9 protein-coding genes are annotated in these 13,316 nt (G+C 70.3%); 6 read left to right on the top strand and 3 right to left on the bottom strand.

All coding sequences use genetic code 11. The features are described 5' to 3' along the window. Positions 1 to 4,638 (top strand): SDR family NAD(P)-dependent oxidoreductase (locus ACIBQX_RS46925; RefSeq protein WP_397016639.1); only part of this gene is annotated, 4,638 nt, incomplete at its 5' end. A gap of 229 nt (positions 4,639 to 4,867) precedes the next feature. Here ACIBQX_RS46925 and ACIBQX_RS46930 read toward each other — a convergent pair. The 3 genes from ACIBQX_RS46930 to ACIBQX_RS46940 all read right to left on the bottom strand — a co-directional run bounded on the left by ACIBQX_RS46930 (position 4,868) and on the right by ACIBQX_RS46940 (position 9,064). Continuing rightward, complete coding sequence (locus ACIBQX_RS46930) at positions 4,868 to 6,049, bottom strand: cytochrome P450 (protein WP_397016641.1); 1,182 nt, start codon at positions 6,047 to 6,049, stop codon at positions 4,868 to 4,870. Positions 6,050 to 6,190: 141 nt separating this feature from the next. Then, positions 6,191 to 7,729 carry an alpha/beta fold hydrolase gene (locus ACIBQX_RS46935; RefSeq protein ID WP_397016643.1) on the bottom strand — a complete coding sequence of 513 codons (1,539 nt, stop codon included), beginning with the start codon at positions 7,727 to 7,729 and terminating at the stop codon, positions 6,191 to 6,193. A 246-nt stretch (positions 7,730 to 7,975) separates the two neighbouring features. Beyond that, positions 7,976 to 9,064: a ParB/RepB/Spo0J family partition protein gene (locus tag ACIBQX_RS46940; protein ID WP_397016645.1), complete on the bottom strand. Its 1,089-nt coding sequence runs from the start codon at positions 9,062 to 9,064 to the stop codon at positions 7,976 to 7,978. 873 nt (positions 9,065 to 9,937) lie between these two features. Between ACIBQX_RS46940 and ACIBQX_RS46945 the strand changes: the two genes are divergently transcribed. The 5 genes from ACIBQX_RS46945 to ACIBQX_RS46965 all read left to right on the top strand — a co-directional run bounded on the left by ACIBQX_RS46945 (position 9,938) and on the right by ACIBQX_RS46965 (position 13,292). Then, entirely contained in the window at positions 9,938 to 10,273 is a 336-nt protein-coding gene (locus tag ACIBQX_RS46945; RefSeq protein WP_397016647.1) for a hypothetical protein, read from the top strand. Between the two features lie 156 nt (positions 10,274 to 10,429). Continuing rightward, positions 10,430 to 11,917: an acyl-CoA carboxylase subunit beta gene (locus ACIBQX_RS46950; protein ID WP_397016649.1), complete on the top strand. Its 1,488-nt coding sequence runs from the start codon at positions 10,430 to 10,432 to the stop codon at positions 11,915 to 11,917. 47 nt (positions 11,918 to 11,964) lie between these two features. Continuing rightward, a complete protein-coding gene (locus ACIBQX_RS46955; RefSeq protein WP_397016651.1) occupies positions 11,965 to 12,192 on the top strand; it encodes a DUF5988 family protein in 228 nt (75 codons plus the stop codon). Further along, positions 12,192 to 12,440, top strand: a complete 249-nt coding sequence (locus ACIBQX_RS46960; RefSeq protein WP_397016653.1) for a biotin/lipoyl-binding carrier protein — start codon at positions 12,192 to 12,194, stop codon at positions 12,438 to 12,440. The genes ACIBQX_RS46955 and ACIBQX_RS46960 overlap by 1 nt, the downstream gene beginning before the upstream one ends. Before the next feature lie 93 nt (positions 12,441 to 12,533). Continuing rightward, entirely contained in the window at positions 12,534 to 13,292 is a 759-nt protein-coding gene (locus ACIBQX_RS46965) for a thioesterase II family protein (RefSeq protein WP_397016655.1), read from the top strand. Positions 13,293 to 13,316: the final 24 nt, after the last annotated feature.

Raw genomic sequence — 13,316 nt, forward strand, 5'->3', positions numbered from 1 at the left:
GGTCACACGCAGGCGGCGGCCGGGGTGGCCGGGATCATCAAGATGGTGCAGGCGATGGCCCACGGCGTGGTCCCGGCGACGCTGCACGTGGACGCTCCGTCGTCACAGGTGGACTGGGAGTCGGGCGCGGTCGAGCTGGTGACCGAGGCGACCCCCTGGCCCGAGACGGATCGCCCGCGCCGGGCCGCGATCTCGTCGTTCGGCTTCTCCGGCACGAACGCGCACGTCATCATCGAACAACCCGCAGAAATCCCCCTCAACCAGGACGACACCGAGACGCTGCCGGTCGTTCCCTGGGTGATCTCCGCCCGCAGCGCCACCGGGCTGACCGCACAGGCCCAACGGCTGAAGGAGTTCATCGGCTCGCAGCACGATCCCCGTGATGTCGGCTGGTCACTCGCGACCACGCGGACGGCGCTGCCCCAGCGGGCGGTGGTGGTCGGCGAGAACCGGGAGGAACTGCTGGCCGGACTGGACCAACTGGCGTCCGGCCGGCGGTCGCCGTCGGCGGTGACCGGTTCGGTGGGCAAGGTCGGGTTCGTGTTCACCGGACAGGGGGCGCAACGGGTGACGATGGGGGAGAGCCTCTACACGGCCTATCCCGTGTTCGCCCAGGCCTTCGACGCCGTGTGCGCGGGGCTGGAGGAGCACCTCGATCAGCCCGGCCGGTCCCTGCGGGAGATCATCCGAGGCGACGGTTCGGAGGACGGCCTCCTGGACCGGACGGTCTGGGCTCAGGCGGGGCTGTTCGCGGTCGAGGTGGCGCTGTTCCGGCTGCTGGAATCGTGGGGCGTGACCCCGGCGATGGTGGCCGGGCACTCCATCGGCGAGCTGGCCGCCGCACACGTGGCCGGGGTCTGGTCACTGCCGGACGCGTGCGCCGTGGTCGGCGCGCGGGGGCGGTTGATGCAGGCGCTGCCCGCCGGCGGGGCGATGCTCGCCGTCCAGGCCGGTGAAGCCGAGGTCCGGGAGGTGCTCGCGGGCCTGACCGGGGTCGGCGTCGCGGCGGTCAACGGCCCGGCCGCGGTGGTGGTGTCGGGGTCGGACCGGGCCGTGGCCGAGGTTGCGGGGGAGTTCACGAGCCGTGGCGTACGGGTGCGTGACCTTCGGGTGTCACACGCGTTCCACTCGCCGCTGATGGAGCCGATGCTGGCGGAGTTCGCGCAGGTCACCGCGTCGGTGTCGTACAGCTCGCCGCAGATCCCGCTGGTGTCCACGGTGACCGGGTCGCCGGTGACGGACGAGGTGACGGATCCGGCGTACTGGGTGCGTCAGGTGCGCGAGCCGGTCCGGTTCGCGGACGCCGTCACCAGCCTGCGGGAGGCGGGCGTCCGCACGTTCGTCGAGCTCGGCCCGGACGCCGTCCTCTCCGCCCTCGGCCCGCAGACCGTCGCCGTCTCGGGTACGACTTCGAGTCCGCCGGATCCGACTTCGATCCCGAGTCCGACCCCGACCCCGACCCCGAGTCGGGTGGACGCCGAGGACTGGATTCCGGTCCTTCGCCGGGATCGGGACGAGCCCTCGACCCTGGTGACGGCTGTCGGCCGGTTGTACGCCCGGGGCGGGATCGTCGATTGGCCCCGCTTCTACGCCGGGACCGGGGCGCGGCGGGTGGACCTGCCCACCTACGCCTTCACCAGGCAGCGCTACTGGCTGAGCAACAGCTCGGTCCGGCTGGACGCGGCCGAGCTGGGGCAGTCCGTGGCCGGGCATCCGCTGCTGGGCGCGGCGGTGGACCTGCCGGACAACGGCGGCCTGCTCCTGACCGGGCGGCTGTCCCTGGCCGCGCAGCCCTGGCTCGCGGACCACCGGACGGCGGGCCGGATCCTCGTCCCGGAAACGGCCCTGATCGAGATGGCGGTACGGGCCGGCGACGAGACCGGGCACACCCACCTGAGCGAACTCCAGATCCACGTTCCACCGGTCCTCCCCAGCCCCGGCGCCCTTCAGGTCCAGGTCATGCTCAACCGGCCGGACGACGACGGCCACCGCGAACTGGTCATCTACTCCCGCCCCGAGAACGAGGCGCCGCACGGCCCCTGGACCCGCCACGTCACCGCCATCCTCACGCCCGCCGCCACCCCCGACGAGCCGACGGCCAAGCGCCCACCGGCCGGCGCCCAGCCGGAGGTTGCGTCGACGGTCCGTGGTGTCCCGTCGGGGTGGCCAACGACTGGTGTGCAGCCGCAGCAGGTATCGATGGTCCGGGATGACGTGGTGGAGTGGCCGCCGGTCGGCGCGCAGCCGGAGGCGGCGTCGACCTTGCGGCACGTCAAGGGCGTGTGGCGGCGTGGCGCGGAGGTTTTCGCCGAGATCGTCCTTGACGAGAACCTGGCTGTCACCGGTTTCGGCCTCCACCCTGCCCTTTTGGACGCAGTCCTGCCGCTGATCGGGCCGGCCGGGGACGCGCCGATGCTGGCCTCCGCCTGGACCGACGTGGTCGTACACGCCACCGGCGCCGCTAGTGTGCGCGCCCGGCTGGCGCCCGTCCCCGGCGCCGAGGCGATGGCGGTGACCCTGTACGACGACACCGGCCGGCCGGTGGCCTCGGTGGGATCCGTGGCCCGGCGCCCGCTCACGGCCGAGGAACTGCCCGCCGCAAGCCGTGATTCGCTGTTCGAGCTCGAGTGGATCCCGGCCGACGCCGGTGCGCACCCCGCCCCGGAGCGATGGGCCCTGGTCGGGCCCGGCCTCGAAAGCGTCGGCCACGGATGGCCGGAGGTTCGGCGTCACGCCGCGATGAGCGACTTGGCGGCACCGGGTATACCCGTCCCGGACGCGATCGTCATCAGCGGCTGGCCGGCTGAGGCCCCAGCCGAGGCCGAGGACCTGGCCCACGACTTGGCCGCGGGCCCGGCCGCGGGCTCGGACGGTGATGTCGCGGCCGTGGCCCGGGCTGGGGTTCAGGCCACGCTGGCCCTGCTGCAGGAATGGCTGGCGGCTCGGGACCTCGCCGGGACGCGGCTGATCGTGCTCACCCGCCGGGCCGTCGATGCTGGGCCGGGGCCGGTCGACGTCGCCGACGCGGCGGTCTGGGGCCTGATCCGGGTGGCCCAGTCCGAGTACCCGGGCCGGATCGTCCTGCTCGACGTGGACACCCCGGCGGCCATCGACCAGGCACTCCCGGCCGCCATGACGACGGGACAGCCTCAGGTCGCCGTCCGAGCCGGTCGGCTCATGGTCCCGAGACTGGTTCCGGCGACGGTGAAGGCGATGACCCCGGACGGGGCGAACGTCGGCCGGCGGGGAACGCTGCTGGTCACCGGAGCGTCCGGAGCGCTCGGCCGGCTCGTCGCCCGAGGCCTGGCCGGCGCCGGAAGGGCTGAGCGGGTCGAGTTGCTCTCCCGGCGCGGCCCCCAGGCTCGGGGAATGGGCGCCCTGGCGGCCGAGCTCGCCGGGATGGGTGCCACGGCGCGGGTGACCGCCTGCGACGCGGCCGACCGGGACGGCGTGGCCGCGCTGATCACGGCCGTCCCCGCCGGGACGCCGCTGCGTAGAGTGATCCACGCCGCCGGGGTCCTGGACGACGGGATCATCGAATCGCTGACCCCGGCGCGGGTGGAGGCCGTCATGCGGCCGAAGGTGGACGGCGCCTGGAACCTGCACGAGCTGACCAAGACCCTCGAACTCGACGACTTCGTCCTGTTCTCGTCGATGGCCGGGATCTGGGGCAACGCCGGTCAGGGCGGTTACGCCGCGGCCAACACCTTCCTGGACGCTCTGGCCGCGCACCGGCACCGGGCCGGACTCCCGGCCACCTCCCTGGCGTGGGGACCGTGGCAGATCGACGAGACCGACACGGCTGGGGGGAAGGCCGGGCAGATTGACGAGGCCGGCGCGGCAGGGGGGATGGCCGGGCGGATGGAGGACGCTGACCGGCGGCGTATGGCCAGGCACGGCCTGCGGCCCCTCAGCGGCGCCGACGGGCTGGCCCGGCTGGAAGCGATGATCGAGCGGGGCCCGCGCGAGCCGGGCACGGTCCCGGCGCTGCTCGTCCCGGTTCACCTGGATCTCGGCGTCCTTCGCCGGCACACCGGGGCGGGACTGCCGCCGTTGCTGTCCGGCCTGGTCGGCGGTACCACCGCCGGCCCGGTTCGGCGCGTCGTCGGCCCGGCCGGCGCGCCCGAGGAGAACGCCCCGGCCGCCCGCCTGGCCACGCTCCCTCCGGCCGCCCGCGGACGCGCCGTGCACGATCTGGTCCGTGCCCAGTGCGCCCAGGTCCTCGGTCTGCCCGGCCCCGACGCGGTCGACCCCGGCCGGTCCTTCCTTGAGCTCGGGCTGACGTCCCTGACCGCGCTGGAGCTGCGCAACCTGTTGAGCAGCGGCGTCGGCCTGCCCCTGCCGGCAAGCGTGATCTTCGACTACCCGACGCCGGCCGCACTGGCCGGGCACCTGTGCGCCGGCATCGTCCCCGCCGAGACGGCGCTGCCCGTCCTCGACGGGCTCGACCGGCTCGCCTCCCTGCTCTCCGCGGTGGACCAGGACAGCGACCGGCGATCGGAGATCATCACCCGCCTGGAAGGCATGATCGCGGACTTCCGGACCGGGACCGCGGAGAACACGACAACCTACCGAGACCTGTCCGTGGCGAGCGACGACGAGATGTTCGACCTGATCGACCGGGAGCTGGGGATCTGAGGGACGAAAAAGGAGCGGCCGGTGACCCCGGCCGCTCTTCGGCTCTGTTCGGTGGGCCTCCATCGCCGCGGGCGGAAGACCAGATCCGGGCGATCCCGCGTCGATGTGGTCCCGGGCGGGATCGGCGCCGGCGGAGCGCAGCCCGTCCCCTGAAGTCCGAGCACGCAGGCCGGGTCACCCTGATGGGTGGCCCGGCCTGCGTTGGGGCGGAATCGCCTGGCGCGGTAGGTCAGGAGCGGTCGCAGGTGACGACGGCGTTGCGGAGTTCGTACCCCATCAGTTCGTCGGCCCAGCACAGGTCCGGCTCGCGCCGCAGTCGGATGCCCGGCACGCGCAGGAGGCGGTCGAGGAAGATTCGGGTCTCGGTGAGGGCCACCTGCGCGCCCGGGCACCGGTGGCTGCCGTCGCCGAAGCTCAGATAGGAGCCGGCCGTCTTCGTCCGCCGCGCCCGGTCCGGGTCCAGGGAGTGGGGGCACTCGCCCACGCCGGCCTCGTCGAGGTTGGCGGCGCGGATGTCGAGGACGAGGTTCTCACCGCTGGTGACCGACCCGGAGGCGGTCACCGTGTCGGCGGTGACCCGGCGGGCGATCATGTTGACCACCGGGTCCAGCCGCATGATCTCCTCCAGGATGGCGATCTGGTCGGCGTCCTCGCCGGTCAGGAAGCGCTCGCGCAGCGCGTCGTCCCCGAACAGGTGCCAGGCCGCCATGACGATGAACTCCCGGGTGGTGATCATCCCCGCGACGGCGTACGTCATGCACTCGACGAGGATCGCCTTGTCCGGGTAACCCTCGTCGAGCAGGTGCGAGATCACGTCCTCGCGGCGCTGCGCGCGCCTGGCCCGGATGGCCGGCCGTACGTCGAGCATCAGGAAGCGCACACCGTGGAAGGTCGCCAGCAACTGCCCGAAAGGGCGCAGCCAGCGGCTCATCCGCGGCAGGCGCAGGCCGATCAGGGTGGCCTGGATCCGCTGGGCCATCGCGCTCTGGACGCTGTCGGTCAGCCCGACGATCTCGCCGGCCACGGTCACCGCGAGTTCGAAGCTCATCCGGTCCAGCTGCCCCTCCCCACGGGCCCGCATCCGCGCCAGCAGGTCGTAGGTGGTCGTCTCCATGACCGCGCGGTACCGGGTGCTGATCGCCTTGGGGGTGAAGAAGCGGACGATCGCCTGCCGCTTGCGCTTGTGCGGCTCGCCGTCCAGGAAGAACACGGAGGTGAAGGCCGGATCGCCGGTGACCTCGCCCGTGGCGCCGGCCCCGGCTTGCCGGGTCGCGGTGCCGCGCAGGAGCTCACGGGCGAAGGCCAGGCTGCCGACGACGCGCGTGCCGGGATCCACGGTGATCCGCTCGGCGGCCAGCGCCGCCGACTTGCGGTCGTCACGGGTAGCTTCGAACGGACACGAAGCAGTCATTTGTCTACCCACCAATCTCGAAGGCTGGACAGAACCGGCGTCCGTAGCCCCACTGGGAGGCGGCGAGGTCCTGTCCGAACGCGAACAGCTGGGGCACCGTGTTCCGGTGACCCCAGCTGCCTGCAGTGCTCACATCGGGACCTACTGGTCAGCCGCGCCGGCCGTCGCCATGACTCCCGCGAGCGGGGATGCCGACGTGGTCGCGGGCGAGGTGGTCGGGTCCGGCAGCGCGTTCGCCGGGCACTTCAGATCCGAGGTGTTGCCACGCACCCGGCTCGGCAGGGTGCCGTCGTGCAGGTACTCGGTGATCGACCTGCCGGGGGAGCAGGACTCAGGGGTGGCCGAGTCGGCCGGGGTGACGCCGCTCTGCACCAGCACTGCCTTCGGGAACCGCTTGCGCACCGCCAGGCTGCCCTCGTAGGTCGAGTTCGCTTCGATGGTCGAGTCGAGCACCATCAGCATCGGCGGCGTCTGCAACCCGCCGACGGGGGCCGGCTTGCGCGGCGGCACGCTCCAGGACTGGCACGAGGCGACGAACCAGGTGTTGTTCCAGGACGCGAACGGCCACTTCCGGTAATCCTTCTGGGTGGTGCGAATCCAGGTGTTCCAGTTCTTCGGCCACGGGGCGTCGGTGCACATGGTGGAGAGCGCCATGGCCTGGAGGTTGTCGGTGGTCGTCGGGTAGTTGGCGTCGTACAGCGTCTTCATCGACGCGGTCTCGCCCCTGTTGACATAGGCCGAGAAGACCTCGGCCAGTTCCTTCCAGTGGCTCGTGTTGTACGCGAGCAGGAAGACGTCGGTCCAGACGGTCGGTCCGTAGGTGCCTTCGGCCGGCTGCTTCGTCAGCTTGGCCAGCGTGTCGTAGTACTGCTTCTTGACGGCGGCCTCGGTGGTGCCGAGGTGGTAGAGGCTGTCGTACTTGGCCACCCACGCGGCGAACGCCGAGAAGTTCTGGTTCAGCGGACCGTTCTGGTTGCGGTTGTAACCGAACCAGGCTTCCTTGGGGTCGACGCTGCTGTCGAGGACCATCCGGCGCACCCGCTGCGGGTACATCGTGCTGTAGACCTCGCCGAGGTAGGCGCCCCAGACGTAGCCGTAGAAGTTGATCTGCTCCTGTCCGAGAGCCTTGCGCAGGCTCTCCAGGTCCTTGGCCGAGTCCACGGTGGTGGCGTGCTTGAGCAGGCCGCTGTTGGTCCGCGCGCAGGCGGCGGAGTAGTCCTGTGCGATCTTCATCTGTGCGGCGAGCTGCTTGCCCGTGGCCGGCACGTAGGGCAGGCGGTTGTAACCGTGGATGCCCGGGTCACAGCTCAGGGTGGGCTGGCTGGCGCCGACGCCTCGCGGGTCGAAGCCGATCCAGTCGTAGTCACCGCTGACGGCCTCCGGCAGCAGCTTGCCCACCGAGGCCTGGCCCAGGGCGGAGCCGCCGGGCCAGGTCAGGTTCACCACGAGGGCGCCCTGGTACTCGCTCTCGGCGGAGGTGTGCTTGATCCGGGACACCGCGACCTTGATCTTCGTGCCGGTCGGGCGGGAGTAGTCGAGCGGCACCTCCAGATGGCCGCACTCACCGCCGAGGGCCTGCAGTCCGTTGGTGCACGGCGACCACGTGATCGGCGGGGGGTTGTACGGCCGCTCGGTGGGCTTGCCGTGGCTGGGCTTGCCGGGGGTGACCGACGCGCTCACCGGCGCCGTCGCAGCCTGTGCCGATAAGGGGGAGAGATACGCACAACTCATCGCGAGGCCGCCGATCACGGCCACGGCTTTCACAAGTCTTTTCATGAGATTTCCATTCGTTCTGCCGCGTCTTTTACGGCTTCCGGTCCGTCGGATTGTTTCGTCCCGCAGATCTGGAAACAATCTGGGAGAACGGAAACTCTTCTATCAGAGGAACGCGTGGCACGGCACGTACAAAGTCTTGAGCGGTGCGGCTCAGTCGAATACTTCTTGTCGCCGGCGAAGCTCCTCGGCGAACGCCATCCAATCCTGGCCGGTCCGGTCGGCGACGAGACTCAGGTCGCGTGACCAGTGCACCGGAATTGCGTCGATGAATTCTTTCCATTCCCCTGAATTGATGACGTGCAGCACCATCCAGCCGATGAAGGCCCGGCCGCGTTCGGTGTACTTCAGCGACGGGTCGTTGGCCAGCTTCGGCGACAGCGACGACCACGTCGGCTGGGGAAGGGACCGCATCGTGGAGGAGGAGAGGTTCGACTCGGTGGGCGGCCACGGTTGCATCGGCGACAAGGTGGCGGATCGCCCGGTGCCGCCGGCGCCGTCGTTCAGGGGCGTCGCGTTCCTGCGGGGCGCGACCGGATCCGCGCCGCGCCGGATCCGGGCCCGCACGTCCTGTGCCGTGGCCGGCGCCACGTCGGCCTCGCGAGCGATCTCCCGCAGCGAGGCGTCCGGGTGGACGGCGATGTAGTCCGCGGCCCGTCGCCGGCCTTCGGCGGCCGTCAGCGGACGGCGTTTGCCGTCCCGGCCCAGGCGCTTGCCCAGCTGCTGACCGTCATCGGCGCAATGGCGGCGGATCCCCGCGATCGTCTTCGCGCTCAGCCCGGTGGCCGCTCCGATCGCCCGGTCGGACCAGTCCGGATGCCACTCGACGATCTGTCTGGCCCCGGCCATCCGGTCGGCCCGGCTCAACGGCAATCCGTGCCAGGTGTTCGCCTTCACCGCGAGAATGAACGCGTCCTCGTCCGAGCAACTGATCAGCCGTACCGGAATGGTCTCCTCGCCGCGGAGTTTCGCCGCCTCGAAGCGGTGCATCCCGTCGACGATGCGTGAGCTGCTTTCCTGCACCAGGATGGCCGGCAAAGCGCACGAACTCGCGGCTTCCGCCAGCATCTGCACATGGGTGGGGTCCGTGCCGATGCCGCGGACGAAGACCCCCGGCTCCAGTCTGCTCAGCGGCATGTACTGGACCGGTAACTGATCGATTGCGTCGGCCGAGTCGAAAATCCGCTTTCGGGATATAGCGGGATCTGGGGCTTGATAGGACGATGCGGTGTTCAGGGTCATCGCGGTGTGCTTTCTTTAAAGAATTAGCAGCAGGCGTTCAGTCATGCAAATGCTAAGTATTTCAGCTTGAGATGACGGGCGGCGAAGATGTGATCCTCAACACACTGGTGCGGCATTGCTGGCAATGAACCCGAGATAAGTTTCATGGAATAGCAGGTGGCGAGCGCCTGACTGCGAAAGGTGCTTGGCCGTGTGCCAGCCCAGGGCGCTCACCTGGGCGATTTCCATATAACTCTGGCCACAATGATCTGACAATGAGATTTTCTGATAATTCCACCAGGCGTAGCGCAGGCTTCATCTGGCCGTACCTGCGCCTGGATCGCTCCATGGGCGATCTTGCCTGCTCTGGGCCCTCATCGAATTCCGTTCGGTTGTTCAACTGCGGACGCGCGGCAGTTGAACATTAACCGAAGGGCTCTGGCGGCCCTCTTCGAGGGATTGTCACCGTCCGGCAGCAGGACGACACGCCATGGCGTTGTTCTCGTCCGACGGGATTCGGTCTCCGGGCCGCAGGCCCTGCCACGTCTGGGATTCCGCGTCCGCCGGCGCCTTCGTGAACGGACGGCTTCATCGCCCGGAATTCCTGGAAGTCGCGCAGTCGCCGACGGCACTCCAGGCTATTGCAGTATCGCTCCGCGTGGCGTATTTCAAGGCGTTGGCGACGATTAGCGGTGCGCCTCCGTCCGTTCAACTGCTGCGGTTCAGCAGTCGAACGTCGACCGTGCGGGCCGAGGTTGTATCGCGGTTGTATCGCGCCGAGCGGTCTGGGTACCGTGCTGCTGGCCGGTGAGATCCGTCACCGTTGCCAATCCGCCGTCGGCGTGAATCCGCGGCAGAATTTCAGCCGACATCGAATTTAAGGGGTGGCGAGCGGTGGGGCATGTGTTCTCGCTAGTTCTCAGCCGGGAGATTACTGACGAAGAATCGGCGATCCTGCGGGAAGCAGGCTGCGCCGAAGCTGTTTTCGGGACCGATTCACTGCCGACCAACGCCGACGTCACGGTCACGAAGATGGATTTCGATGACACCGTTTCCCCGTCGCTGGCCGAGGCGATCGAGTCGGCCCTTGAGGCGGTGAAGAAGGTGCCGGATCTGTCCGTTCCCGGGCTCACGGTTCCCGCCGTGCCGAAGGCGCCGGACGCGGAGTCCGACGCCGGCGCCGACGCGGACTCGGGCGTGCTGGTCGGCGAGGTCGTCGAGGCGGGGTAGAGCGCCGCATCGGAGGCCCCAGCGGCCGTGTGAGGCCGCTGGGGAGACACCCGGCCCCTGTCCGCGCCGACGGTGGACCGTTTCTCGCGCCACGCGGGAAACGGCCCGCCGTGATCGGTATCAGCCGCCAGTCAACCCATGGAGAAGGGGATTGCCATGACGGAGCTGCCCACATCCGCCCCGCCGGGGCCGGCGGGCACCGGGGGCGAGCCGGACGGTCACCGACCCGTCGCCGAGGAGAACCCGCGCGACCCTCGGGGCCGGCTGGCGAGGCTGCTGGACCAGGGAACCCTCACCGTCCTGCACGAGAGCGACGTGATCAGGACGACGGTGGCGCTCGGCCAGGTCCACGGCGTGGAGGTCATCGCCTTCTGCACGGACGCGCGGGTGATGGGCGGAGCCGTGGGGGCCGCTGAGTGCCGCCGCATCGCGGACGCCATCGACCTGGCGCTCCGGAAGAATCGCCCGGTCATCGGCCTGTGGCACTCCGGTGGCGCCAAGCTCGCCGAGGGGATCGAGGCGATGGATGGGATCGGCCGGATCTTCGCGGCGACGGTCCGTGCGTCCGGCAAGATCCCCCAGATCTCCGTGGTGCTCGGCCCGGCCGCCGGCGGCGCCGCGTACGGGCCCGCGCTGACGGACGTGGTGATCATGGCACCGGCCGGCCGGGTCTTCATCACCGGCCCGGAAGTGGTGCGCAGCGTCACCGGCGAGCTGATCGACATGGAGGGCCTGGGCGGGACGGAAGCCCACGGCCGCAAGTCCGGCGTGGCGCACATCGTGGCCGACTCCGAGGAGGACGCCTGCTCGCGCGCCCGCCACGTGACCTCCCTGCTCGCCGTGCCCGGAAAGGTGGACCCGGACGCGGTGGGCCCGCCCAGGGATCTGCGCGCGCTGCTGCCCGCCTCACCCCGGCGGGCCTACGACGTACGGCCGCTGGTGACCGGACTCCTCGACGCCGAGGCCGTGCACCCCGGCGGCGACGGCGGCCATTTCCAGGAGTTCCACGCGAAGTGGGCGCCGAACGTCGTCACCGGCCTCGGCCGGCTGGCCGGCCAGACCGTGGGCGTCGTGGCGAACAACCCGCTGCGCAAGGGCGGCTGCCTGGACTCGCTGAGCGCGGAGAAGGCCGCCCGCTTCGTACGGATGTGCGACTCCATGGGGGTGCCACTGGTCACCCTGATCGACGTGCCCGGCTATCTGCCCGGCGTCGCCCAGGAATGGGGCGGCGTCGTCAGGCGTGGCGCGAAGTTGCTGTACGCCTTCGCCGAGGCGGTGGTCCCGCGCGTCTCGGTCGTCACCCGCAAGTCCTACGGGGGCGCCTACATCGCGATGAACTCGCGTGCCTTGGGTGCCACCAAGGTGTTCACCTGGCCCGACGCCGAGGTCGCCGTGATGGGCGCCGAGTCGGCCGTGGGCATCCTGCACAGGAAGGCGCTCGCCGCCGCGCCCGAAGCGGAGCGGGAAGCGCTGCGCGCACGGTTCATCGACGAACAGAAACGACTCGCCGGCGGCGTCCACCGGGGAGTCGCGCTCGGGGTGATCGATGAGGTCATCGACCCGTCGCAGACCCGGGCGGCGGTGGCGGAGGTCCTCGCCGCCGCGGCCTACCGGCGCGGGACGCACGGGAACATCCCGCTGTGAGAGCCGGGCACATGCTGGATTCGCAGGTCCTGAGAGTGAGGATGATCATGGACGACACTGGCGCTCCCAACGTGTTCCTCAGCGGCGGCGGCTCTCGCACGGCACTCGCCGACGAGCAGCGGCTGCGCTACCTGCCGGATCCCGACGTGACCAAGGTCAAGGTCCTGTGCGGCAATCGCTACGAGCACTTCGAGGCCAGCACCGACACGACCCTCGTCGACGAGCGCGAACTGCGGGTCTTTGTGTGGACCCGCCGCACGTACGTGGCTGAGTGATGAACGCCGAGACACAGGCGGCGGCGCAAGAGGTACGGGCGGAGATCGTCGCGGTCGTGAGCCAGGTTCTCACGGCGGCCGGAGACGTCGTCGCCGTGGGCGACCCGCTGGTCATCCTCGAATCGATGAAGATGGAGATCCCGGTCCTCGCCGAGGACCACGGCCGGATCCTGCGGGTTCCGGTCGCGCCCGGCGACAGGGTGCAGGAGGGAGACCTGCTCGCGGTGATCGGCTCCGGCTGTGGGTGAGACAGGCGGAAACGGCTGCGGGTATGGTCCTTCCCGCCCGCCCCTTCTCCGCTTACCGCGTACCTCTCCCCCCGAGCAGAAAGCGACGACCCGATGAGCATCCCCGCCGACGACAACCCGTGGATCCGCCGGTTCCACCACGAGCCGAACAGCCGGGTCACCCTGGTCTGCTTCCCGTACGCCGGCGGCTCGGCCAGCTTCTTCTACCCGGTCTCCGACGCCTTGCAGGCCACGATGCAGGTGGTGGCGCTGCAGTACCCGGGACGGCAGGACCGGCGTCTGGAACGGCCGCTGACCACGATCGCCGAACTGGCCGACGAGTCCTTCGCCGCGCTGCGCCCCCTCATGGACCGGCCGCTGGCCTTCTTCGGGCACAGCATGGGCGCCACCTTGGCGTTCGAGGTCGCCGTACGGATGAAGCGCGAGCTGATCGACGGCCCGGTCACGCTGTTCGCCTCCGGCCGCCGAGCCCCCTCCCGGCACCGGGCGGAGACCGTGCACCTGCTCGACGACGACGGCATCGTCGCCGAGCTGAAGAAGGTCAGCGGCACCGACGCCCGCATCCTCGGCGACCTGGAGCTGCTCCGGATGGTCCTGCCGGCGATCCGCGGCGACTACACCGCCGCCGAGACCTACCGGTACGAGCCCGGCCCGGCGCTGGACTGCCCGATCATCGGGCTGGCCGGGGAGAGCGACCCGAAGGTGACCGTGGACGAGGTCAAGTCCTGGGCCGACCACACCACCGGCGGGTTCGAGCTGCGCACGTTCAGCGGCGGCCACTTCTACCTCGCCCAGCACCAGCGTGCGGTGGTCGATCTGATCAGCGACCAACTGCTCTCCCTGAAACTCTGAGGACGGTCATGGCTTCGACACCCA

Source organism: Nonomuraea sp. NPDC049714 (genome assembly GCF_044465295.1).
GTDB lineage: Bacteria > Actinomycetota > Actinomycetes > Streptosporangiales > Streptosporangiaceae > Nonomuraea.

Excerpts from the sequence above, each read along its gene's own strand:
- ACIBQX_RS46960 (WP_397016653.1), top strand. The coding sequence starts at position 12,192 with ATGAACGCCGAGACACAGGCGGCGGCGCAAGAGGTACGGGCGGAGATC.
- ACIBQX_RS46955 (WP_397016651.1), top strand. The coding sequence starts at position 11,965 with ATGGACGACACTGGCGCTCCCAACGTGTTCCTCAGCGGCGGCGGCTCT.
- ACIBQX_RS46930 (WP_397016641.1), bottom strand. The coding sequence starts at position 6,049 with ATGACTGCTTCGTGTCCGTTCGAAGCTACCCGTGACGACCGCAAGTCG.
- ACIBQX_RS46940 (WP_397016645.1), bottom strand. The coding sequence starts at position 9,064 with ATGACCCTGAACACCGCATCGTCCTATCAAGCCCCAGATCCCGCTATA.
- ACIBQX_RS46950 (WP_397016649.1), top strand. The coding sequence starts at position 10,430 with ATGACGGAGCTGCCCACATCCGCCCCGCCGGGGCCGGCGGGCACCGGG.
- ACIBQX_RS46965 (WP_397016655.1), top strand. The coding sequence starts at position 12,534 with ATGAGCATCCCCGCCGACGACAACCCGTGGATCCGCCGGTTCCACCAC.